This window comes from Halomonas sp. 11-S5 (genome assembly GCF_029889825.1).
In the GTDB taxonomy this organism is placed as follows: Bacteria; Pseudomonadota; Gammaproteobacteria; order Pseudomonadales; family Halomonadaceae; genus Halomonas.
Map to the genome: position 1 here is coordinate 63,994 of NZ_JARANW010000005.1, position 22,573 is coordinate 86,566.

Here is a 22,573-nt window from a genome sequence, read left to right on the forward strand (position 1 = left end):
GGTCGTACTCCTCATGCTTGGCTGCTCGGTGCCCCCTGGCACCGACCGGCCGGACAGGGAAAGATGACGGTGTAGCGTCGATTTTGTGGAAAATACTTCCACATGTAAACCTATACCTGCCGCTTACCGCCCGTGGCTCGCATATGATGATGAGGCCGGCCGGCCACCGAGGCATTGCTGGCCGGGCCGGCGGCTTGGCGCTAGCATGAACGGGCATTGCGGAGAAACCGATGAGCGACTTCACCCCGTTGCAGGCCCTCGGGCCACTCGCCCCGGCAGACCTGTCCGGCCGAGACCTCGAGCGCTACCTGGGCCACTACGGCCTGGCACCCCTGCTTGCCGAGCATGTGGGCCTCTACGTGGGCTACCTGGAGGCCGGTGACTTCCGCCTCTGGACCCAGGTCTGGAGTCCCGAGGCGCCCATCGGCACGGCCTTCGTGGTGCACGGTTACTTCGACCATCTCGGCCTCTACTGCCACCTGCTGGAGTGCCTGCTCGCGCGGGGCTGGCGGGTCGTGCTCTGGGACCTGCCCGGCCATGGCCTCTCCAGCGGCCGCCGTGCCTCCATCGACGATTTCAATGACTATGGCAGCTGCCTGCACCACCTGCAGCAACATCTCGAGGACGAGGGACTGGCCCCCCGGCCCTGGCTGGGCATCGGCCAGAGCACCGGGGCGGCGATCCTCGCCACCGACGCCCTGACCCGCGGCGACGACGGCGCCTGGTCGGGACTGGCGCTGCTGGCGCCGCTGGTACGCCCCTGGGGCTGGAACCAGTCGAGCTGGCTGCACCGCCTGGTGGGGCCCTTCGTGGAATCGATCCCGCGCAAGTTCCGCGCCAACTCCACGGATGCCGACTTCGCCGACTTCCTGCGCGAGGGCGACCCCCTCCAGACCGACCGCCTGGCGATGGACTGGGTGGGGGCCATGCGCCGCTGGATGCCGCAGCTGCTGGCACTGCCACCGAGCCCGGTTCCCACCCTGATCCTGCAGGGTGAGCAGGACCTGACCGTGGACTGGGAGTGGAACCTCGAGGTGCTGGCGCGCAAGTTCCCCGGCGCCGAGATCCATCGCCACCCCGAGGCCCGTCACCACCTGGTCAACGAGGCCGAGCCGATTCGCCGCGAGCTGTTCACGGTCCTCGACCGCTTCATTGCCAGACTGGAGCCGACCGACACCCCGCCCCGGGAGACGATCTCACCATGAAACCCCACCTGCCTTTGCTGCTGGCGACCCTGCTGCTCGCCGGCTGTGCCGCTGCGCCGGAGCAGCCGACCACGCTGCGCCAGGCCCTGTTCGGGCTCGGCGAGCGCGCCGCCAAGCGGCTCACGGCGACGCCGCCCATGCCCAGACCGGCGGTCGACCAGGTCCTGCTGCTGGCCAGGCCGGACGTCGACCGCCGCCTGGGGCTCGGCGAAGAACGCGTGCTCGAGAGCCTGACCCGCGCCCTGCTGGCGGTTCCCGACGGCCCTCAGGTGCTGGCGTGGCGCGATGCCATGGCCGAGGGGGGCGGCGACAACCACTGGCGCCTGAACAGCCGCCTCGAGGCCGACGGCCCCCGGCTGCAGCTCTCCGACCGCGAGTTGCTGCCCTATCGCCTGAGCCTGGAACTGCGACGCGCGGGGAGCGACGCGCCGGCGTGGCGCAGCGAGATCAGCGGGGCCCTGGACGCTACCGCCCTCTGAGCGCGGGCTGGCCCTCAGCCCTTGAGCAGACGATCGAGCTGGCGGTAGCCGATCGCCTCGATCAGTTGGTCACGCCCGGGACGCGCCTCGTCGGCCAGGTCGGCGAGGGTCAGGGCCACCCGCAGGACCCGGTGGTAGGCCCGGGCCGACAGCTTGAGCCGCTCCAGCACGCTGGCCAGCCAGGCGCGATCCGCCGCCTGCAGGGCGCAGGCCTCCTCCAGGGCCTGCCCGGCCAGCCGCGCATTCAGCGCGCCGCGAGCCGCCTGACGTGCCCGGGCCGCCAGCACCCGCTCGCGCACCACCGCCGAGGACTCCCCCGCTTCGCGGGAGGTGAGCTTCTCCGGCGAGAGCGCCGGGACTTCCACCTGCAGGTCGATGCGGTCGAGCAGCGGCCCCGACAGGCGCGTCTGGTAGCGTTGGATCTGCGCGGCCGTGCAGTGGCAGGCCTGGCGAGGGTCACCCAGGTGGCCGCAGGGGCAGGGATTCATGGCCGCCACCAGCTGGAAGCCGGCCGGGTAACGGCGCTCGTGGCTGGCCCGGGCGATATGGATCTGTCCCGACTCCATAGGCTCGCGCATCACCTCCAGCACGTGTCGCGAGAACTCCGGCAGCTCGTCGAGAAACAGCACCCCGTGATGGGCCAGGGAAATCTCGCCGGGCCGCGGCTTCGAACCACCGCCCACCAGGGCCACGGCACTGGCGGTATGGTGCGGGGCGCGGAAGGGGCGCACACCCCACTGTTCGGCATGCGAACGCCCACTGACCGAGCGGATCGCCGCCACCTCGAGGGCCTCCGACTCGGAAAGCGGCGGCAGGATCCCCGGCAAGCGGCTGGCCAGCATGGTCTTGCCGGTGCCGGGCGGCCCGGCGAACAACAGGTTGTGCCCGCCGGCGGCGGCCACCTCCAGGGCGCGCCGTGCCTGATGCTGGCCACGCACCTCCGCCAGGTCAGGGCCCGCCTCGAGTGACGGGACGATACTCGGTGACCGATGGGGTGCGATGGGCGTCTGACCCAGCAGGTGAGCCACCACCTCCAGCAGGTGATCCGCCGGCAACACCTCGAGATCGCCGGCCAGGGCCGCCTCGTCGGCATTGGCCCGCGGCACGATCAGTCGCCGACCGGCGCGACGCGTCGCCATGGCCAGCGGCAGGACGCCGGTCACCGGGCGCAGCCGGCCGTCCAGGGCCAGCTCGCCGGCGCACTCGACATCCGCCAGCGCCTCGGGCGGTACCTGGCCAGACGCCACCAGCAGGCCCAGGGCGATGGGCAGGTCGAAGCGGCCCCCCTCCTTGGGCAGGTCGGCAGGCGCCAGGTTGAGGGTGATGCGCCTCAGCGGGAAGTCGAAGCCGGCATTCACCAAGGCACTGCGCACCCGCTCGCGGCTCTCCTTGACGGCGGCTTCCGGCAGCCCCACCAGGGTCATGCCGGGCAACCCATTGGCCAGGTGCACCTCGACCAGCACCTCGGGCGCCTCGAGCCCGAGGCCGGCCCGGGTGTGGATGATTGCCAGCGTCATCGGCGATCCCTCGCAGCCTATCTACCCTCAGGCTAGCCCAGGCCAGCCGGATGCGCCCGGCACCGGCCGGGGATCAGCGTTCGGTCTCACCGGCGCCGGCATCCTCCTCGGGGCTCGACTCCTCCGGCAGCGCGGCCGGAGGCTCGCTAGGCGCCGCCTCCTGCGAGGCGTTGCCGTCCAGCGCCGCCTCAAGGGCCGCTACCTGCGTCTCCAGCGCCTCGACCCGCGCCCGGGTGCGCTGCATCACGTCCATCAGGATGTCGAAATCCTCCCGCGAGACCAGCTCCAGGCGATCGAAGGCGCCCTTCACCACCTGCTGAATGCCCTTCTGCACCTCTTCCGGAGCCTGAGAAGCGCCCTGCAGGCGGTCGCCGATCTGCTGGGCCAGGCGGCTGATACGATCATGGCTCACCATGGTGTCTCTCCTCAATCGTGATGGGATGCCTGCCCACAGGATACGCAAGCCCCCCGCCCGGCGCATTCCCCGCCGGCGCCCTGTTATGGGGCATGAGTACCACGACAAGGCACCACAAGAGTGCAGCCGCGGTGGCGGCGAGGTTCACCTCACCGGGAAGCCGCTTCGCACATCGCCTCATCTCACTGATATAAAAACCATATTCCGTAATGTGGCACGGTTTACGCTTGAGCAGGACAGCCACCCATCGCACGGCATCAGGCCGCCGACATCCAGCAGGGGAGATCCGGGATGAAGCTGATTACTGCCATCATCAAACCGTTCAAGCTCGACGACGTGCGCGAGTCACTCGCCGACAACGGCGTCCAGGGCATCACCGTCACCGAGGTCAAGGGCTTCGGGCGCCAGAAGGGCCACACCGAGCTCTATCGCGGTGCAGAGTACGTCGTCGACTTTCTGCCCAAGGTGAAGGTCGAGGTCGCGGTAGACGATTCACGGCTGGAGGCGGTGCTCGATGCCATCTGCAGCGCGGCCAACAGCGGCAAGATCGGCGACGGCAAGGTCTTCGTCACGCCGCTGGAGGACGTCATCCGCATCCGCACCGGTGAGCGCGGCGCCGATGCCGTCTGACCGACGCCTCCCTTACCCTTCCTGACGTGGAGAGACCCCATGGTCGAATTACCGGAGCTGAGCTACGCGCTCGATACCTTCTACTTCCTGATCTGCGGCGTCCTGGTGATGTGGATGGCCGCCGGCTTCTCGATGCTCGAGGCGGGCCTGGTACGCTCCAAGAACACCGCCGAGATCCTCACCAAGAACATCGCGCTGTTCGCCATCGCCTGCACCATGTACCTGCTGGTGGGCTACTACCTGATGTACTCCAGCGGCGCGGGCGGCGTCCTGCCGAGTCTCGGCATGCTGATCGGTAGCGAGAACGGCGTCGATGCAGTGCTGGCCGGCGGTGACGACGCTCCCTACTATTCGATGCGCTCGGACTTCTTCTTCCAGGTGGTGTTCGTGGCCACCGCCATGTCCATCGTCTCCGGTGCCGTGGCCGAGCGCATGAAGCTGTGGGCCTTCCTGGCCTTCGCCGTGGTCATGACCGGCTTCATCTACCCGGTGTCCGGCTACTGGACCTGGGGCGGCGGCTGGCTGGCCGAGATCGGCTACTCCGACTACGCTGGCTCTGGCATCGTGCACCTGGCCGGTGCCGCCGCGGCTATGGCTGGCGTACTGGTGCTCGGCCCGCGCAAGGGCAAGTACGGCAAGGACGGCAGCATCTTCGCCATCCCCGGCGCCAACTTGCCGCTGGCCACCCTGGGTACCTTCATCCTGTGGATGGGCTGGTTCGGCTTCAACGGCGGCTCCGAGCTGAAGATGTCCGACGTCGCCTCCGCCAACAACGTGGCCCAGGTGTTCGTCAACACCAACACGGCCGCCGCCGGGGGCGTGATCGCCGCCCTGATCCTGGCCAAGCTGTGGTTCCGCAAGGCCGACCTGACCATGGCCCTGAACGGTGCCATCGCCGGCCTGGTGGCGATCACTGCCGACCCGCTGTCACCCAGCGCTCTGGGTGCCGTGCTGATCGGTATCGTGGGCGGCCTGCTGGTCGTCAGCTCGATCGTCGTCCTCGACAAGCTCAAGCTGGACGACCCGGTGGGTGCCATCTCCGCCCACGGCGTGGTGGGCATCTGGGGCGTGCTGGCGGTCCCGTTTACCAACGCCGAGGCCGGCTTCGGCCCCCAGATCATCGGCATCCTCGGCATCTTCACCTGGGTGTTCGTGGCCAGCCTGATCGTCTGGCTGATCCTCAAGGCCGTGATGGGCATCCGGGTCACCGAGGAAGAAGAGTACGAAGGCGTCGACCTGACCGAGTGCGGCCTGGAAGCCTACCCCGAGTTCAGTGCTTCCAAGAAGTGAGGCAGGCCCCCGAGTGAGCTGGCGTGCTCCTTCTGGCCCCCTTCGGGGGGCCTTTTTTATTCCTCCCGCAGCGGGTGTATGCTCTGGCACAATGAATGCAGCAGGGGTGGCGGACAGCGCCACCGACCAACGGACACAACGAGGATCAAGACCATGAAACTGGTGACCGCCATCATCAAGCCGTTCAAGCTCGACGACGTACGGGAGTCGCTCTCCGAGATCGGTGTCCAGGGCATCACCGTCACCGAGGTCAAGGGGTTCGGTCGCCAGAAGGGCCACACCGAGCTCTATCGCGGCGCCGAGTACGTGGTCGACTTCCTGCCCAAGGTGAAGCTCGAGGTGGCCGTGGACGACGAGATGGCCGAGAAGGTGATCGATGCCATCACCCAGGTCGCGAATACCGGCAAGATCGGCGATGGCAAGATCTTCGTCACCGCCCTGGAGCAGGTGCTCCGTATTCGTACCGGCGAGACCGGAAAGGATGCGGTCTAAAGCTCGAAGCTCGAAGCTCGAAGCTCGAAGCTCGAAGCTCGAAGCTCGAAGCTCGAAGCTCGAAGTCGGTCAGCGTACGATCCACCACCGCATACTGAAAAACCCCGTGGCCAGGCCACGGGGTTTTCTCTTCCAGCTTCCAGCCGCGTAGCGGCGCTCTTCAAGCTTCCAGCTTATTTCTCGACGAACGCCCGCTCGATGACATAGTCGCCGGGCTCGCCCATGCGCGGCGAGATGGTGAAGCCGAGCTCGTCAAGCAGGTGGCTGGTGTCATCGAGCATCGCCGGGCTGCCGCAGATCATGGCGCGATCCTGCTTGGGATCGATGGTCGGCAGGCCGGTGTCCTCGGCCAGCTTTCCGCTGCGGATATGATCGGTCAGCCGCCCCATGGTGTGGAAGGTCTCGCGGGTCACGGTGGGGTAGTAGACCAGCTTCTCGCTGATCTCTTCGCCGAGGTACTCGTGGGCGGGCAGATCCTTCTGGATGAAGTCGGCATAGGCCAGCTCGCTGACGTTGCGCACACCGTGCACCAGCACCACCTTCTCGAAGCGCTCGTAGACTTCCGGGTCCTGGATCAGGCCCATGAACGGCGCCAGGCCGGTGCCGGTGGAAAGCAGGTAGAGGTTGCGCCCCGGCAGCAGGTCGTCGGTGACCAGGGTGCCGGTGGGCTTGCGGCTGACCATGATCTGGTCCCCCACCTTGAGGTGCTGGAGGCGCGAGGTCAGGGGACCGTCGGGCACCTTGATGCTGAAGAACTCCAGGTGGTCCTCGTAGTTGGGGCTGGCGATGGAGTAGGCCCGCATCAGCGGCTTGCCGTTCACCTCGAGGCCGATCATCACGAACTGGCCGTTCTTGAAGCGTAGGCTGCGCTCGCGGGTGGTCCGGAAACTGAACAGGGTATCGTTCCAGTGGTGCACACTCAGAACGTCCTCAAGCGCAAACTTGCTCATGCCGACTCCTAGATATTCCATAAACGAATAGATAAGACAGCCAATCTTTGAGTGCAATTCTAAGAGACGAGGCATTATCTGTTAAATGGATTGTATGGATAACACTTATCTATACTGTAGATATCAGCTCTAGATATCAAACCGCCGAGGAGTGTCATGCGTTACACCCTGCGCCAGCTGGAAGTCTTCGTCACCGTCGCCCAGCACGAGAGCGTCTCCCGGGCGGCCCGCATCCTGGCGCTCTCTCAGTCGGCGACCAGTACCGCCCTCGCCGAGCTGGAGCGGCAGTTCGACTGCCGGCTGCTCGATCGCATCGGCAAGCGCCTGAAGCTCAATGCCCTGGGCTTCCAGCTGCTGCCCAAGGCGGTGGCCTTGCTCGACCGCGCCGAGGAGGTGGAGGAGCTGCTGCGTGGCCAGCAGGGCATCGGCACCCTGGACGTGGGCGCCACCCTGACCATCGGCAACTACCTGGCCACCCTGCTGATCAGCGACTTCATGCAGCGCCATCCGGGCAGCCGGGTGCGCCTCTCGGTGCGCAACACCCGGACCATCATCGACAGCGTTCGCCAGCACGGGCTCGACCTGGGGCTGATCGAGGGGCAGTGCGAGGAGGAGGACGTGATCACCCAGCCCTGGGTGGAGGATGAGCTGGCGGTGTTCTGCTCGCCCCGTCATCCGCTCGCCACCGCGGGTCCGGTGGAGCTGGACCGTCTGCTGCGCGAGGCCTGGATCATGCGCGAGCAGGGCTCCGGCACCCGGCTGACCCTGGAGCAGGCGGCACGTCACCGCCGCGGGCGTTTCAACATCCTGCTGGAACTGGAGCATACCGAGGGCATCAAGCGGGCGGTGGAATCGGGGCTCGGCATCGGCTGCGTCTCGAAACTGGCCCTGCGCGACGCCTTCCGCCGCGGCAGCCTGGTGCCCATCGCCACCCCGGAGCTGGACCTGAGTCGCCAGTTCACCTTCATCTGGCATCGCCACAAGTACCTGGCCACCGGCATGCGCGAGTTCCTCAAGCTGTGTCGGCAGATGACCGAAGGCATCCGTCGCAGCGACCAGATCGCTCTGCCCCAGGTGCCCTGACGCGACGCGGCCCGGCGACAGAGCCGGGCCGCGGGGAAGGCGTCAGCGAGAGGCTAGCGGAGGTCGCTGACGGCCTCCTGGATATCGGCGAGGGAGGCCTTGGTGAGATCCTTGGCCAGGGTGTGGATCACCAGCTTGGCGGTGGGGCCATCGACCTTCTCCCGTAACTGGCCGAGGAAGCGCGGCGGTGCGACCAGGATCAGCTTCTCCATGGTGTTGTCGACACGGGCGCGATAGAGCCGCTCGGCGACCTCGCGGGCGAAGATCTCCTCGTGGTGCTGGGTCGCGACATTCTCCCCGCCGGCGCTGCGCGCCGTCGTCGAGGTCGACTCATGGACATCGCCACCGCTGTCCGTCACCAGGTCCCCCTCGTGCATGCGACCCTCGGCATGGAGGAGGCTGTCCTTCTCGCTGACCTTGAGTCCATTGCGGGTGAACAGCCGAGCCCGCGCCGCATCAGCCACCACGATATAGGTTGTCATAGCCGCTCCTTGATGCTGGTGAGTTGGCGGAAGTCCTCCCGACGGGACAGCCACTTCCGCCTCTCGTTCCACATTGGCAAGCGCACTCCCGTTGGTCAACCTGGCGATACGCAATGACTGCAGGGCGGCGGGATCTGGGGTAGCATCCTGCCCTGGCCGGCAAGGACGTCGGCGCGACTCATCACCACGATGTGCATTCCCCGGGAGGACCCCGATGCGACAGTTCCTGTTTCCTCGCCGGCCGCTGGCCCGCACCACCCTGCTGACCTGCCACCTGCTGCTGCAGCTCGGCCTGCTGGCCGGAGCGGCCCTGTGGCTGGCTCCCCGCACGCCCTGGCTCGCCCCCGTCGACTGGGCCTCCGCCTGGCCGACCCTGGCCCTGGCCGGGGGTACCTGGCTGCTCGCCGCCGTGGCCCTGCGCCTGCTGGCCGAGCTGTGGCTGCTGCCCCACCACCTGGGCGCACAGCGCCCCGGCTTCGCCCCCGGCGCCGTGGTCACCCGCTCCTGGGAGCGGCGCCCGGCGGTGCATGACCACGAGGCCGCCTGGACCAGCGCGGCGAGCAGGAGCGCACCCGAGGAGGAGAGCGTGCTGGGCCGCGCCCGGGTGACGCGCCCTGCCGAACGCCACCGCCCCCAGCGCACCGCCAGCGAGCCGACCCTGGACCTGGCGACCGGCGGCCAGGCAGAGCCCGACGCCAGCCGGGAGCCGCGCCTCTAGTGGCGCGGCATGCCCCGAGGCGGACGGCGCAGGCAGACCCGACGAAAGGCATGCAGCCCCAGTGCCGCCGAGGCGGCGCCCAGGCCGTTGGCCAGGATGTCCGCTCCGTCGCCGCCGCTGCGGCCGGGCACCGGGAGCTGGGCAAACTCGATGACGATGCCCAGCAGCAGCGCGGCCAGGAAGGCCAGCGGCAGACGGACGCCGGCGAGCCCGATCAGGCCCGCCAGGCCGGCATAGCCGATGAAGTGACTGGCCTTGTCCCAGGGCAGCGTCTCGGGCAGCTCGCTGCTGGGCGCCAGGCTGCCCCAGGCGATCACCAACACCGCCAGGCAGGCCAGCAGCGCCCAGCGGCGGCGCCAGCGCCTATCCTCCCCGGCGGCCAGCCGGTAGAGCCAGTCAGCCATGGGCGATGTTGCGGTGATAGGCCGGGCTCAGGTCATGCAGGGCGTCCATGAAGGCCGTGACATGGTCCGGGTCGGTGAACTGGTTGATGCCGTGCCCCAGGTTGAAGACATGCCCGGGCCCGTGGCCGAAGCTGTCGAGGGTGCGCGCCACCTCGGCTCGGATCGCCGAGGGGCGGGCAAACAGCACGTGAGGGTCGAGGTTGCCCTGCAGGGCGACGCGATGACCGACCCGCGCCCGGGCATCGGCGAGCTCGGTCGTCCAGTCCAGGCCGACGGCATCGGAACCGGCCGCCGCGATGTCCTCGAGCCACTGGCCGCCGTTCTTGGTGAACAGGATCACCGGCACCCGGCGCCCCTCGTGCTCGCGGATCAGGCCGGCGACGATCTGCTCCATGTAGCGCAGCGAGAACTCCAGGTAGGCCGGCGTGGAGAGCGCCCCGCCCCAGGTGTCGAAGATCTGTACCGCCTGGGCGCCGGCACGGATCTGGGCGTTGAGGTAATCGGTGACCGCATGGGCCAGGGTATCGAGCAGCCGGTGCATGGTGTCGGGCGCGTCATAGAGCATCGTCTTGACGTGACGGAAGTCCTTGCTGGAGGCGCCCTCCACCATGTAGGTGGCCAGCGTCCAGGGGCTGCCGGAGAAGCCGATCAGCGGCATCCGGCCGTTGAGTTCGCGGCGGATGGTCGCGACCGCCCGCATCACGTAGTCCAGGTCTCGCTCGGCGTCCGGTGCCTGCAGGGCCTCCACCTCGGCCGAAGTGCGTACCGGCTTGCGGAATTTCGGGCCCTCGCCGGTCTCGAAGTAGAGCCCCAGCCCCATGGCATCGGGGATGGTCAGGATGTCCGAGAAGAGGATGGCCGCATCCAGGGGGTAGCGCTCCAGCGGCTGCAGGGTGACCTCGCAGGCCAGCTCCTGGTTGCGGCACAGGTCCATGAAGCTGCCGGCATGGCCACGCACCTCGCGATACTCCGGCAGGTAGCGGCCGGCCTGGCGCATCATCCACACCGGCGTGCGGTCGACGGGTTGACGCGCCAGGGCGCGCAGAAAGCGGTCGTTCTTGAGTTCCATGCGCTCGCTCGTCCACGGAAAATGTGAGCGCCATTGTACCCCATCGAATGGCCCGGGGATGAGCCCCGTGACACAACGGTGAGCCAGCCCGGCCTTCCTGATAGAATGGCCCTCCACCCGTCGACAACGCCGTGGTCTTCCACCGAGGTACATCGTGACGATTCGATTCATCGCCGCCTCCCGGCTGCCCACCCCCTGGGCCACCTTCACCATGCACGGCTTCGAGGATGATGCCACCGGCAAGGATCACATCGCCCTGACCCTGGGTGACGTGGCCGATGGCGAAGCGGTGCTGGGACGGGTCCACTCCGAGTGCCTGACCGGCGATGCCCTCTTCTCCATGCGCTGCGACTGTGGCTTCCAGCTGCAGGAAGCGCTCAAGCGCATCGCCGAGGCAGGGCGGGGCGTGCTGCTGTACCTGCGTCAGGAAGGCCGCGGCATCGGCCTGCTCAACAAGATCCGCGCCTATCACCTCCAGGATGCCGGCGCCGACACCGTGGAAGCCAACGAGCAGCTGGGCTTCGCCGCCGACCTGCGCCGCTATGACCTCTGCGTGCCGATGCTCGATCACCTGGGGGTCAAGGCGCTGCGCCTGATGACCAACAACCCCCGCAAGGTCGACGCCCTGACCCAGGCCGGCGTGGTGGTGGTGGAACGCGTCCCGCTGACCACCGGTCTAAACCCGCATAACGAGCAGTACCTCACCACCAAGGCCGGCAAACTGGGCCACATGATGGCGCTGGGCGACTTCACCCAGGCAAGCGATGTGGATATCGAACGCAAGCCCTGAGCCACCGGACCCCGGCATCGGTCTGGCTCCTCGGCAGGAGGCTCCCCCGATGACGCATCCCACCCGCGACGACGAGACGCCCTTCAGTAGCCTCGAGGAACTCCTTCACAGTATCAGCCATGGCATCGGCGCGGCGCTCAGCCTCGCGGGGGTCGTGGTGCTGCTCGTGCTGGCCAGCCTGACTGCCCGGGTCGACCCCTGGAAGCTCGTCGGCATCGGCTGCTATGGCGTCAGCCTGGTGCTGCTCTACGCCGCCTCTACCCTCTACCATGGGGTCCGCCACCCGCGCCTGAAGGGCCTGTTCCAGTTGCTCGACCACTGCGCGATCTACCTGCTGATCGCCGGCACCTACACGCCCTTCCTGCTGGTCAACCTGCGCGGCCCCACGGGCTGGACACTGTTCGCCACCGTCTGGTCCCTGGCGCTGGCCGGCATCGCCTGCAAGCTGGCCTGGCCCCACCGTTTCGCCACGCTGCGGGTCGCCATCTACCTGCTGATGGGCTGGCTGATCGTCTTCGCCGGCGACGAACTGGCGGCCCGCCTGTCCGATACCAGCCTCGCCCTGCTGGTCGCCGGCGGCGTCACCTACACCCTGGGCGTGGCCTTCTATGCCATCAGCGCCATCCCCTACAACCACGCGATCTGGCACCTGTTCGTGATGGGCGGCAGCACCTGCCACTACTTCGCGGTCTACACCGCGGTGCTGCCCTTCGCCGCCTGAGCATCGTCAGGCGGCGCGGGCCTTGCGGATGCGTTCGTAGGCGCTGCCGATCTCGCTGGTACGCTCCTTGGCGACCTCGCGCATGCTCTCGGGCAGGCCCTTGGCGGCAAGCTTGTCAGGATGATTCTCGCTCATCAGGCGGCGGTAGGCCTTCTTGATCTCGGCGTCGCTGGCGTCCTGGTCGACGCCCAGCACCCGGTAGGCATCCTCCAGCGACGGGCCCTGTTCGTCCTCCCCCCGAGGGCCACCGCGCAGCATCGCCTCGACCTGGGCAATCTCGGCCTCGGAACAGCCCAGGCCCCGCACCACCCGCATCAGCATCTCGTGCTCGGCAGGGTGCAGCTCGCCATCGGCGGCGACCGCGGCCAGCTGCACCTGCAGGAAGACCTGACGCAGCGCGGGCTGGTGTGCCGCAATGCGGCGAACCCTGGCGAGCTCAGCGTCCAGGTCGAAGTCGTCGCCCTTGCCGCGGGTAAAGTCAGCGCGGGCCTGCGCGCGCTGGACCTCGCTGAGCCGCAGCCGTTCCCACAGCTGCCGGGAGGTTTCCAGCTCGTCCTCGGAGACCTGGCCATCGGCCTTGCACAGGCACCCCATGACGGCGAAGGTCGATTCTAGGAACTGTGACTGGACGCCAACCAGCTTGTTCAGCAGGCGATGACGCAGGCGTCTGCCCAGCCAATAGCCCAGGGCGCCGCCCACCAACAGGCCGATGGGGCCGCCGATGGCCAGCCCCAGCAGGGCACCGATCAGTATCAGGAACAGCATCGCAACCTCGTGAGAGAAACGTGAAGGGTCAGGGCAGCCGGGCGCGGATCGAGGCCTCGATGCCGTCTGCGTCCAGGCCGCACTCGGCGAGTAGTTCGGCGGGCTTGCCGTGTTCGACGAAGGCGTCGGGCAGCCCAAGGTTGAGCACTTCCACCTGCACCCCCTCGGCCACCAACAGCTCGTTGACCGCACTGCCGGCACCGCCGGCGACCACGTTCTCCTCCAGGGTCACCAGCAGGTCGTGCTCGTCGGCCGCGGCCAGCACGGCGTCACGGTCCAGCGGCTTGATCGAGCGCATGTTGAGATGGCTGGCGTCGAGGCGCTCGGCCACCTCCGCCGCCGGGCCGTTGAGGCTGCCGAAGGCCAGCAGGGCCACCCGCACCGCGTCCCCACTGCCGCGCCGCCGCCACTCGGCTCGGCCAATCTCGAGAGGCTCGAGATGGTCGGGCGTCGCGACGCCCGAGCCGGTGCCGCGCGGGTAGCGCACTGCGGCTGGACCGGGATGGTGGTAGGCGGCACTGAGCATCGCCCGGCATTCGGCCTCGTCGGCGGGGGCCAGCACCACCAGCCCCGGCACGCAGCGCAGGTAGGAGAGATCCAGGCTGCCGTGGTGGGTGGGGCCGTCCTCGCCCACCAGGCCGGCGCGATCGATGGCGAAGGTGACATCAAGCGCCTGCACCGCCACGTCGTGGATCAGCTGGTCATAGCCGCGCTGCAGGAAGGTGGAATAGATCGCCACCACCGGCTTCATGGCCTCGCAGGCCAGGCCCGCGGCCAGGGTCACCGCATGCTGCTCTGCGATGGCCACATCGAAGTAGCGCTCCGGGTACTCCTTCGAGAAGCGCACCAGGTCGGAACCCTCGCGCATGGCGGGGGTGATGCCGACCAGCCGCTCGTCCACCGCGGCCATGTCGCACAGCCAGTCGCCGAACACACGGCAGTACTTCTGCTTGCGGCTGACTGGCGGACGGGCCGGCTTGAGCGGTGGCGGCGTGTCGCCGTTCTTCTCCAGCTTGGTGATGGCATGGTAGCCGATGGGGTCGGCTTCGGCGGGCAGGAAGCCCTTGCCCTTGCAGGTCTTCACATGGAGGAACTGGGGTCCCTCCAGGTCGCGCATGTTGCGCAGGGTCTGCACCAGCAGCGGCAGGTCGTGGCCGTCGATGGGCCCGATGTAGTTGAAGCCCAGTTCCTCGAAGAGCGTAGCCGGGCTGATCATGCCCTTCATATGCTCCTCGGTGCGCCGCGCCAGCTCCAGGGCCCCGGGCAGATGGGAGAGCACCCGCTTGCCGCCCTCGCGCATGCTGGTGTAGGGCTTGCTGGTGAGGATGCGTGCCAGGTAGCTGGCCATGCCGCCGACGTTCTCGGAGATCGACATCTCGTTGTCGTTGAGCACCACCAGCAGGTTGGCGTCCACATGGCCGGCATGGGCCAGGGCCTCGAAGGCCATCCCGGCGGTCAGGGCGCCATCGCCGATCACCGCGCAGACCCGGCGCTTCTCGCCGCGGGTGCGGGCGGCCAGGGCCATGCCCAGGGCCGCCGAGAGCGAGGTGCTCGAATGGCCCACGCCGAAGGTGTCGTACTCCGACTCGGCCCGCCGCGGGAAGGCGGCAAGGCCGCCGTACTGGCGGATGCCGGTCATCGCCTCGCGGCGCCCGGTGAGGATCTTGTGGGGATAGGCCTGGTGGCCCACGTCCCAGACCAGGCGATCATAGGGGGTCTCCAGCGCCTGATGCAGGGCCACGGTGAGTTCCACCACGCCCAGGCCGGCGCCGAAATGGCCGCCGGAGACGCCCACGCTGTAGAGCAGGTAGGCGCGCAGCTCGTCGGCCACCTGGGCCAGCTGACCGGCATTCATGGCGCGCAGCCCGGCCGGGGTATCCAGGGTATCGAGCAGCGGCGTGGCCGGACGCTCGACGGGGATGTCATCGAACAGCTTCATGAGGGCCCTGTAGTGTCAATGGTCACGCTCGATCATGTAGCGGGCCAGGTCGGCCAGGGGGGTGGCGGCCTCGCCCAGCGGCGCCAGGGCCGCCACGGCCGTCTCGACCAGCGCATCGGCCCGGCGGCGGGCGCCCGCGATCCCCAGCAGGCTCGGGTAGGTGGGCTTGGCCCGGGCGGCATCGGCCCCGGAGGTCTTACCCAGGGTGGCGGTGTCGCCGGTCACGTCGAGAATATCGTCGTGGATCTGGAAGGCCAGGCCGATGGCCTCGGCATAGGCGTGCAAGGCAGCCAGCCGCGGGTCGGCCTCGTCGACGGCGACCAGCCCGCCGAGGCGCACCGCGGCGCGGATCAGCGCACCGGTCTTGTGGCCATGCATGGCCGCCAGCGCCGCGGTATCCGGGTGCCCGCCGACGGCGGCGAGGTCCAGCGCCTGGCCGGCCACCATGCCGTCGCGCCCGGCGGCTCCGGCCAGGCCGGTGACCAGTGCCGGTAGCCGGGGGTGAGCGGCCCGCGCCAGCACCTCGAAAGCCAGGGCCTGGAGGGCGTCACCGGCGAGTATCGCCGTGGCCTCGTCATAGGCCCGATGCACCGTGGGCTGGCCACGGCGCAGGTCATCGTCGTCCATGGCCGGCAGGTCGTCGTGGACCAGCGAATAGGCGTGGACCAGCTCCAACGCCATGGCCGGGGCATCCAGGTCGTCGTCCGCGGCGCCCAGGGAGCGACCGGCCGCATAGACCAGCACCGGCCTCAGCCGCTTGCCGCCCACCAGCAGTCCGTGGCGCATGGCCGCCTCGAGGCGCGGCGAGGGGGGCGTGCGCGCCGTGAAGAGCGCCTCGAGACGGGCGTCGACCCGGGCACGATCCGCGGCCAGGCGGCCGGCCAGGGGATCAGCGCTCACCATCGTCCTCCGCGGCAGGCGCATCGAAGGGTTGCAGGTCAACGCCGCCGGCCTCGCCCTCGGTCAGGGTGCGCACCCTCAGCTCCGCCTCGTCGAGCCGACGCTGGGCGTCGCGGGTCAGGCGCACGCCCTGCTCGAAGGCGGCCAACGACCCCTCCAGGGACAGCTCGCCGGACTCCAGTCGCTCGACGAGCTGCTCGAGGCGCTCGACGGTGGCGGCGAAGTCGGCCGGTGCCGGCTCGTCGCCGCTGCCTTGGCTGTGCTGTTCCGCCATCGCCTCTCTCGCTGGTGGCTGGTTCATAGGCGGACAGTATACACGCTCCCCCGGGGGGGTCGTCTGCCCCGGCCGGCTCCGGGCAACTTGCATGCCATTCATCCATGGCGCTCAGCATTTTCATCCTCGCTCATGCCGGCTGTGATAAGCTATCGGCCCTGTTTCGAGCCTGCCCTTGCCCCGGGCGAAGCGTCTCCGGCGGGCCCCAGGCTCTTCAGCATCTTCATGACACATGCATGCGGCGCGCGCCGACGAAGGGGTTGAATCGACCATGGCCAAAACGTCCCTGGACAAGAGCAAGATCAAGATCCTGCTGCTCGAGGGCGTCCACCAGAGCGCGGTGGACAACCTACTCAATGCCGGTTACACCAATATCGAGCACCTGCCGACCTCGCTGGACGAGGCGACGCTGATCGAGAAGATCCGCGACGTCCACTTCGTCGGCATCCGCTCGCGTACCCAGCTCAACGAGCGCGTCTTCAGCGCGGCCGAAAAGCTGGTGGCGGTGGGCTGCTTCTGCATCGGGACCAACCAGGTGGACCTCGATGCCGCTCTGGTACGCGGCATCCCTGTCTTCAACGCGCCCTTCTCCAACACCCGCTCGGTGGCCGAGCTGGTGCTGGCCGAGGCGATCATGTTGCTGCGCGGCATCCCCGAGAAGAGCGCCCGCGCCCACCAGGGTGGCTGGCTGAAGTCGGCGAAGAACGCCCATGAGGCGCGCGGCAAGACGCTGGGCATCATCGGCTACGGCAGCATCGGCTCACAGCTCTCGGTGCTCGCCGAGTCGCTGGGCTTCGACGTCATCTACTACGACGTGGTGACCAAGCTGGCGATGGGCAATGCCCGCCAGGTGGCCAGCCTCGAGGAGCTGCTGGCCCGCGCCGATGTGGTCAGCCTGCACGTGCCGGACCTGCCCTCCACCCGCTGGATGATCGGCGAGGCCGAGATCGCCCTGATGAAGCCGGGTGGCATCCTGATCAATGCCTCCCGCGGCAGCGTGGTGGTGATCGAGGCCCTGGCCGAGGCGCTGAAGGCCGGCCGCCTCAACGGCACCGCCATCGACGTCTTCCCGGTGGAGCCCAAGGGTAACGAAGAAGAGTTCGAGAGCCCGCTGCGTGGCCTGGCCAACGTCATCCTCACCCCGCACATCGGCGGTTCCACCCTCGAGGCCCAGGAGAACATCGGCATCGAGGTCTCCGAGAAGCTTGTCACCTACTCCGACAACGGCACCACCGTCAGCTCGGTCAACTTCCCCGAGGTGGCCCTGCCGGCCCACCCGGGCAAGCACCGCCTGCTGCACATCCACGAGAACGTGCCCGGGGTTCTCTCCGAGATCAACCGCGTGCTCTCCGAGAACGACATCAACATCCTCGGCCAGTACCTGCAGACCAACGAGCACATTGGCTACGTGGTCATCGACGTGGACAAGGCCTACGGCTCGCGGGCACTGGAGGCCCTGCGCCAGGTGAAGCACACCCTGCGCGTACGGGTGCTCTACTCCGAGAGCAACTACGCCGACTGAGCCCCGTTCCCTCCCGGCAGACCGGAGCCGCCGCGTCATCGACGCGGCGGCTCTTTTAATGGATAAGGATCCGTGCAGCCGGCCTGCCCGACCGGCGCGTAAGCGGCACGGCGAGAGCAAATGAGCGTTGAGCATCACGCTCTTGACAGTTGCCCTAAAGCCTCCCATTTTGTACACAATCCATGCCGCGCATTGGACAATACCGACAGTACACACATGATGTCGAAGGTACCTGAACCAAGGCTCCAGTCCGACACGAGGCTTGGGTAACCCTTTGTCCATTCAGCGGCCGCTTGACGGCCCACCGGGAGGACAACATGCCCCAGCCCAACCCGACCCTGTGGATCCGCCGGCCGCTCGCCTGCAGCGATGCGCGTGCCGCCGGCGGTGTGGTGATTCAGGACGGACGTATCGTGGAGGCAATGCCTTCCGGCGCCACACCGACAACACCGGTGGATGAGGTCTTCGACGCCTCGGCGCATGTGCTGCTGCCGGGGCTGGTGAATACCCACCATCACTTCTACCAGACCCTGACCCGGGCCTACTCGCCGGCCCTGAACAAGGAACTCTTCCCCTGGCTGACGACCCTCTACGACGTCTGGGCCAATCTCACCGAGCGCCAGCTGGCACTCGCCAGCGAACTCGCCATGGTCGAGTTGCTGATGTCCGGCTGCACCACCGTGGCCGACCACCACTACGTCTTCTCCGGCGCGCTGGAGAATGCCATCGACGTCCAGGTGGAGACCGCCCGCCGCCTCGGCGTGCGGGCCGCCCTCACCCGGGGCTCGATGAGCGTGGGCCGCGACGACGGCGGCCTGCCGCCCCAGTCGGTGGTGCAGGACGAGGCCACCATCCTCGACGAGAGTGCCCGGCTCATCGACGCTCACCACCAGCGCGGCGACGGCGCCATGACCACCATCGCCCTGGCGCCCTGCTCGCCCTTCTCGGTGAGCCGCGAACTGATGCAGGAGAGCGCCCGCCTGGCCGAGGAGAAGGACGTGCGCCTGCACACCCACCTGGCCGAGACCGAGGACGAGACGGCCTACTGCCAGCGGCTCTTCGGCATGCGCCCGCTGGACTACCTGGAGGCCACCGGCTGGCTGGGGCCGCGCACCTGGCTGGCCCATGGCATTCACTTCACCGACCCCGAAATCGCCCGCCTGGGCCTGGCCGGCACCGGCATCGCCCACTGCCCGTCGTCGAACATGGTGCTGGGCTCCGGCATGTGCCGCACCCTGGAACTCGAGGCCGCCGGCTGCCCGGTAGGGCTGGCGGTGGACGGCTCGGCCTCCAACGATCACTCCAACCTGGCCGAGGAGATGCGCCAGGCCCTGCTGCTGGGACGGCTGCGCTACTCGCCGAGCCGGGTGACCCACGACGACGTGATCCGCTGGGCCACCCGCGGCTCGGCGGCCTGCCTGGGACGCACCGACATCGGCGGGCTGGCGCCCGGCCAGCAGGCCGACCTGGCGCTGTTCCGGCTGGACGAGGCCCGCTTCTCCGGCGCCGAGAACCCGGTCGCGGCCCTGCTGCTGTGCGGGGCCCACCGCGCCGACCGGGTGATGGTCGCCGGGCGCTGGCGCCTGATCGACGGCTGGCCACGGGACCTCGACCTCGACGCCCTGCTGGCCCGGCATGACCAGGCCGCCCGCGAGCTGCGCGGATCAGTCTGATTCCCATCCCGTTTCCCTCTGTTCTCACCACGTCCAACAACGACAACAGGAGACACCCCATGACCACCGAGTCCCCCGCCGACGCGACGGCGCGCCGGGTGCGCAGCACCCAGGACGTCGATGCCATGCCGCCCCTGGGGCGCGCCATCCCCCTGGGGCTGCAGCACGTGCTGGCGATGTTCGTCGGCAACGTCACCGTGCCCATCATCATCGCCGGTGCCGCGGACCTCTCCGCCGAGCAGACCACCTTCATGATCCAGGCCGCCATGTTCGTGGCCGGGGTGGCCACCCTGGTGCAGTCCCTGGGGCTCGGCCCCATCGGGGCCCGCCTGCCCATCGTCATGGGCACCAGCTTCGGCTTCGTGCCGGTGCTGATCCCCATCGCCGTGGGCATGGGGCTACCGGCGGCCCTGGGCGCGGCGCTCTGCGGCGGGGTCGCCATGGCCCTGGTGGGGCTCTTCCTGCCCTGGTTCCGCTTCCTCTTCCCGCCGGTGGTCACCGGCACCTTCGTGATCATGCTCGGCACCCTGCTGATGCCGGTGGGCCTGGCCTATGTCGGCGGCGGCTTCGGGGCCGAGGACTTCGGGGCCTCGCACCACCTGCTGCTGGCGGGGCTGGTGCTGGTCATCACCCTGGGGCTGCACCAGTTCGGTCGCGGCATCTGGTCGGAGGCGGCCCCGCTGATCGGCCTGCTCGCCGGCTATGCCACGGCCACCGCCTTCGGCCTGGTGGACGTCTCCGCCATCGGCGGCGCCGCCTGGCTCTCGCTGCCCACACCGCTGGCCATCGGCCTGGAGTTCCACTGGGCCGCCGTGCTGCCGGTGGTGCTACTGGCCGTGGTGACCTGCGCCGAGTCGATCGGCGACATCGCCGGGACCACCGCCGGGGGGCTGGATCGCCCGCCCACTCCGAAGGAACTCTCCGGCGGGGTGATGGCCGACGGCCTGGCCAGCGTCTTCGCCGCCATCTTCAACGCCTTCCCCCAGATCAGCTTCAGCCAGAACGTCGGCATGGTGGCGCTGACCGGCGTGGTCAGCCGCTTCGTGGTGGCCATCGGCGGTGCCTTCCTGGTCATCGCCGGCCTGCTGCCCAAGCTCGGCGCCATCGTCTCCAGCATCCCCAATGCCGTGCTCGGCGGCGCGGTGGTGATCATGTTCGGCATGATCGCCAGCGCCGGCATCAAGATGCTCTCCCACATCAACTTCAACAGGCGCAACATGGTGATCATCGGCGTCTCGCTGTCGGCGGCCATCGGCCTGCCGGCCCAGGAGGGGCTCTACGCCGAGCTTTCCGACAACCTCCAGGCGATCATCGAGTCGGGGCTGATTCCCGGCGCCCTGTGCGCCATCGTTCTCAACCTGATCCTGCCCCGCGAGGATCGTGCCTTCCGCAGCGACGTCTGACGTCACCTGCCCCGGCGAAGAAGGCCTCCGAGGTGCTAGCCTGGGGGCTGTTCCCTTTCATCGGAGACCCCAGCATGCAGGATGACAGCCCCCTGGTCCGGCGCTATGATCTCGATGGTGTGACCACCCTGACGCTGAACCGGCCGAAGCACTTCAATGCGCTCTCCGAGGCAATGCTCGCGGCCCTCGGCGGCGAACTCGACCGCGTGGTCGCCGACGAGGACGTGCGCTGCGTGGTGATCGCCGCCGAGGGCCGCGCCTTCTGTGCCGGCCACGACCTCAAGCAGATGCGTGCCAACCCCGACGAGGCCTACTACCAGCGGCTCTTCGCGCGCTGCGGAGCGGTGATGCAGGCCATCGTCGCCCTGCCAGTGCCGGTGATCGCCCGAGTCCAGGGCATCGCCACGGCGGCGGGCTGCCAGCTGGTGGCCAGCTGCGACCTGGCCGTGGCCGCCCGCTCAGCGCGCTTCGCCGTCTCGGGCATCAATGCCGGGCTGTTCTGCTCCACGCCGGCAGTGGCGCTGTCGCGCAATGTCGGGCGCAAGCGGGCCATGGAGATGCTCTTCACCGGCGAGTTCATCGACGCCGACCAGGCCCACGACTGGGGGCTGGTCAATCGAGTTGCCGACGACGAGGCCCTCGACGAGGCACTGGGTTCACTCACCGCCAGCATCTGCACCAAGAGCGCCGTCGCGGTGCGCACCGGCAAGGCGATGTTCCACCGCCAGCTCGCCATGCCGCTGGACGAGGCGTACGCCTATGCCGGCGAGGCGATGGCACGGAACATGATGGCCGAGGATGCAGGCGAGGGGATCGACGCCTTCATCGAGAAGCGCCCGCCCCAGTGGCGACATCGCTGAAACCGCGGCGAAACCGCTGAGCTCGCGGCGTCAGCGCTGGGTGGAAGCCATTTCCGCAACCGCGACAGCGCCCGGCCGACACGGTATCCTGTGGCCTCGAGAGAATGCCGCAGGAGGACAATCGGGGTGAGCGAAGGCAAGCGCAGGACAGCGGGACGGCCCGCCGGGTCGGGCAAGAGCACCAGCGGCCACAGCCAATCGCTGGTGCGCGGGCTCAACCTGCTCGAGCGCCTGGCGGCCAACCCCGGCGGTCTGGCCCTCTCCGAGGTGGCCGAGCAGGCGGAGCTCGCCCCCTCCACCACCCACCGGCTGCTGCAGGCCCTGCAGAGCCAGGGATTCGTCACCCAGGACAGCGAGCTCGGGGGGTGGAAGATTGACGTCAAGACCTTCCGCATCGGCAACAGCTTCCTCGAGGCCCGCGACTTCGTCGGCACCACCCGCCCCTTCCTGCGCCGCCTCACCGCCCAGACCGGCGAGACGGCCAACCTCGGCGTGCGCGACGACGGCACGGCGGTCTTCCTGGCCCAGAGCGAGTCGCCGCAGATGATGCGCATGATCACACGGCTCGGCTCCCGGGCGCCGCTGCACGCCTCGGGCGTCGGCAAGGCGCTGATGGCCTGGCTGCCAGACGACGAGTTCGAGCGCATCCTCGACGCCCGGGGCCTGGCGCGCGTCACCGAGAACACGCTGCACAGTCCCATAGCGCTGCGTGAGGGGCTGGCCGAGATCCGCCGACAGGGCTTCGCCTGCGACCGGGAGGAGCACGCCATCGGCCTGCACTGCGTGGCCGCCTGCATCCACGACGAACACGGCATTCCGCTGGCCGCCATCTCGGTTTCCGGGCCCAAGGCGCGCATCCCCGAGGAGCGACTGGCCGAGCTGGGCGCACTGGTACGCGACACCGCCGCCGAGATCACCGCGCGGCTGGGCGGCAAGGTCCCGGCGGCCTGACCGTCGCCCCCGGCGGCACTGCCGGCCCGCGATGGCTCCAA

24 protein-coding genes are annotated in these 22,573 nt (G+C 68.7%); 14 read left to right on the forward strand and 10 right to left on the reverse strand.

The features are described from left to right. Window positions 1-230 precede the first annotated feature (230 nt). Both OP497_RS05725 and OP497_RS05730 read left to right on the forward strand, forming a co-directional pair. The gene (locus OP497_RS05725) at window positions 231-1,205 is read left to right on the forward strand and encodes an alpha/beta hydrolase (RefSeq protein ID WP_280547126.1); all 975 of its coding nucleotides are present in this window, start codon (window positions 231-233) and stop codon (window positions 1,203-1,205) included. Further along, window positions 1,202-1,684, forward strand: a complete 483-nt coding sequence (locus tag OP497_RS05730) for a hypothetical protein (RefSeq protein WP_280547128.1) — start codon at window positions 1,202-1,204, stop codon at window positions 1,682-1,684. Before OP497_RS05725 ends, OP497_RS05730 begins: the two co-directional genes overlap by 4 nt. 14 nt (window positions 1,685-1,698) lie before the next feature. Here OP497_RS05730 and OP497_RS05735 read toward each other — a convergent pair whose 3' ends face one another. Then, window positions 1,699-3,201 carry a YifB family Mg chelatase-like AAA ATPase gene (locus OP497_RS05735; RefSeq protein WP_280547130.1) on the reverse strand — a complete coding sequence of 501 codons (1,503 nt, stop codon included), beginning with the start codon at window positions 3,199-3,201 and terminating at the stop codon, window positions 1,699-1,701. A 73-nt stretch (window positions 3,202-3,274) separates the two neighbouring features. Then, window positions 3,275-3,616: an accessory factor UbiK family protein gene (locus OP497_RS05740; RefSeq protein WP_280547132.1), complete on the reverse strand. Its 342-nt coding sequence runs from the start codon at window positions 3,614-3,616 to the stop codon at window positions 3,275-3,277. A gap of 291 nt (window positions 3,617-3,907) precedes the next feature. Between OP497_RS05740 and OP497_RS05745 the strand changes: the two genes are divergently transcribed. The 3 genes from OP497_RS05745 to glnK all read left to right on the forward strand — a co-directional run bounded on the left by OP497_RS05745 (window position 3,908) and on the right by glnK (window position 6,028). After that, entirely contained in the window at window positions 3,908-4,246 is a 339-nt protein-coding gene (locus OP497_RS05745) for a P-II family nitrogen regulator (protein WP_280547134.1), read from the forward strand. 39 nt (window positions 4,247-4,285) lie between these two features. Next, window positions 4,286-5,536 (forward strand): ammonium transporter, encoded by a 1,251-nt coding sequence (locus OP497_RS05750; RefSeq protein WP_280547135.1) that lies wholly within the window; start codon window positions 4,286-4,288, stop codon window positions 5,534-5,536. Between the two features lie 153 nt (window positions 5,537-5,689). Beyond that, window positions 5,690-6,028 (forward strand): P-II family nitrogen regulator, encoded by a 339-nt coding sequence (gene glnK / locus OP497_RS05755; RefSeq protein ID WP_151442144.1) that lies wholly within the window; start codon window positions 5,690-5,692, stop codon window positions 6,026-6,028. Between the two features lie 173 nt (window positions 6,029-6,201). Here the strand turns inward: glnK and OP497_RS05760 are convergent, their stop codons facing one another. Beyond that, the gene (locus OP497_RS05760) at window positions 6,202-6,978 is read right to left on the reverse strand and encodes a ferredoxin--NADP reductase (RefSeq protein ID WP_280547137.1); all 777 of its coding nucleotides are present in this window, start codon (window positions 6,976-6,978) and stop codon (window positions 6,202-6,204) included. A gap of 156 nt (window positions 6,979-7,134) precedes the next feature. Between OP497_RS05760 and OP497_RS05765 the strand changes: the two genes are divergently transcribed. After that, window positions 7,135-8,061 (forward strand): LysR family transcriptional regulator, encoded by a 927-nt coding sequence (locus OP497_RS05765; protein WP_280547139.1) that lies wholly within the window; start codon window positions 7,135-7,137, stop codon window positions 8,059-8,061. Between the two features lie 53 nt (window positions 8,062-8,114). Here the strand turns inward: OP497_RS05765 and OP497_RS05770 are convergent, their stop codons facing one another. After that, window positions 8,115-8,543 (reverse strand): host attachment protein, encoded by a 429-nt coding sequence (locus OP497_RS05770; RefSeq protein WP_280547141.1) that lies wholly within the window; start codon window positions 8,541-8,543, stop codon window positions 8,115-8,117. 214 nt (window positions 8,544-8,757) lie between these two features. Between OP497_RS05770 and OP497_RS05775 the strand changes: the two genes are divergently transcribed. After that, window positions 8,758-9,261, forward strand: a complete 504-nt coding sequence (locus OP497_RS05775) for a hypothetical protein (RefSeq protein WP_280547143.1) — start codon at window positions 8,758-8,760, stop codon at window positions 9,259-9,261. On the opposite strand, the gene OP497_RS05780 is transcribed toward OP497_RS05775, so the two are convergent. After that, a complete protein-coding gene (locus OP497_RS05780) occupies window positions 9,258-9,665 on the reverse strand; it encodes a VanZ family protein (protein ID WP_280547144.1) in 408 nt (135 codons plus the stop codon). The two genes, OP497_RS05775 and OP497_RS05780, sit on opposite strands and share 4 nt — an antisense overlap. Next, window positions 9,658-10,734, reverse strand: coding sequence for a uroporphyrinogen decarboxylase (hemE, locus tag OP497_RS05785; RefSeq protein WP_280547145.1), 1,077 nt, complete (start codon window positions 10,732-10,734; stop codon window positions 9,658-9,660). Before hemE ends, OP497_RS05780 begins: the two co-directional genes overlap by 8 nt. A gap of 154 nt (window positions 10,735-10,888) precedes the next feature. Between hemE and ribA the strand changes: the two genes are divergently transcribed. Continuing rightward, entirely contained in the window at window positions 10,889-11,524 is a 636-nt protein-coding gene (gene ribA, locus OP497_RS05790; protein WP_280547146.1) for a GTP cyclohydrolase II, read from the forward strand. A gap of 49 nt (window positions 11,525-11,573) precedes the next feature. Further along, a complete protein-coding gene (locus tag OP497_RS05795; RefSeq protein WP_280547148.1) occupies window positions 11,574-12,245 on the forward strand; it encodes a hemolysin III family protein in 672 nt (223 codons plus the stop codon). Window positions 12,246-12,251: 6 nt separating this feature from the next. On the opposite strand, the gene djlA is transcribed toward OP497_RS05795, so the two are convergent. From djlA to OP497_RS05815, 4 genes are read right to left on the reverse strand one after another with little or no spacing between them, the layout of a single operon-like run. After that, on the reverse strand, window positions 12,252-13,010 hold the full coding sequence (djlA, locus tag OP497_RS05800; protein WP_280547149.1) for a co-chaperone DjlA: 759 nt from the start codon (window positions 13,008-13,010) through the stop codon (window positions 12,252-12,254). A gap of 28 nt (window positions 13,011-13,038) precedes the next feature. Further along, window positions 13,039-14,949, reverse strand: a complete 1,911-nt coding sequence (dxs, locus tag OP497_RS05805; protein WP_280547150.1) for a 1-deoxy-D-xylulose-5-phosphate synthase — start codon at window positions 14,947-14,949, stop codon at window positions 13,039-13,041. Between the two features lie 15 nt (window positions 14,950-14,964). Next, the gene (locus OP497_RS05810; RefSeq protein WP_280547152.1) at window positions 14,965-15,852 is read right to left on the reverse strand and encodes a farnesyl diphosphate synthase; all 888 of its coding nucleotides are present in this window, start codon (window positions 15,850-15,852) and stop codon (window positions 14,965-14,967) included. After that, on the reverse strand, window positions 15,839-16,123 hold the full coding sequence (locus OP497_RS05815) for an exodeoxyribonuclease VII small subunit (RefSeq protein WP_280547153.1): 285 nt from the start codon (window positions 16,121-16,123) through the stop codon (window positions 15,839-15,841). Before OP497_RS05815 ends, OP497_RS05810 begins: the two co-directional genes overlap by 14 nt. Before the next feature lie 271 nt (window positions 16,124-16,394). Here OP497_RS05815 and serA point away from each other — a divergent pair, with 271 nt between their 5' ends. The 5 genes from serA to OP497_RS05840 all read left to right on the forward strand — a co-directional run bounded on the left by serA (window position 16,395) and on the right by OP497_RS05840 (window position 22,532). Continuing rightward, a complete protein-coding gene (gene serA / locus OP497_RS05820; RefSeq protein WP_280547154.1) occupies window positions 16,395-17,645 on the forward strand; it encodes a phosphoglycerate dehydrogenase in 1,251 nt (416 codons plus the stop codon). Between the two features lie 317 nt (window positions 17,646-17,962). Beyond that, a complete protein-coding gene (locus OP497_RS05825; protein ID WP_280547155.1) occupies window positions 17,963-19,318 on the forward strand; it encodes an 8-oxoguanine deaminase in 1,356 nt (451 codons plus the stop codon). 59 nt (window positions 19,319-19,377) lie between these two features. Next, window positions 19,378-20,721 carry a nucleobase:cation symporter-2 family protein gene (locus OP497_RS05830; protein WP_280547156.1) on the forward strand — a complete coding sequence of 448 codons (1,344 nt, stop codon included), beginning with the start codon at window positions 19,378-19,380 and terminating at the stop codon, window positions 20,719-20,721. A 74-nt stretch (window positions 20,722-20,795) separates the two neighbouring features. Beyond that, complete coding sequence (locus tag OP497_RS05835; RefSeq protein WP_280547157.1) at window positions 20,796-21,581, forward strand: enoyl-CoA hydratase; 786 nt, start codon at window positions 20,796-20,798, stop codon at window positions 21,579-21,581. A gap of 126 nt (window positions 21,582-21,707) precedes the next feature. Next, entirely contained in the window at window positions 21,708-22,532 is an 825-nt protein-coding gene (locus tag OP497_RS05840) for an IclR family transcriptional regulator C-terminal domain-containing protein (protein WP_280547158.1), read from the forward strand. Window positions 22,533-22,573 lie beyond the last annotated feature (41 nt).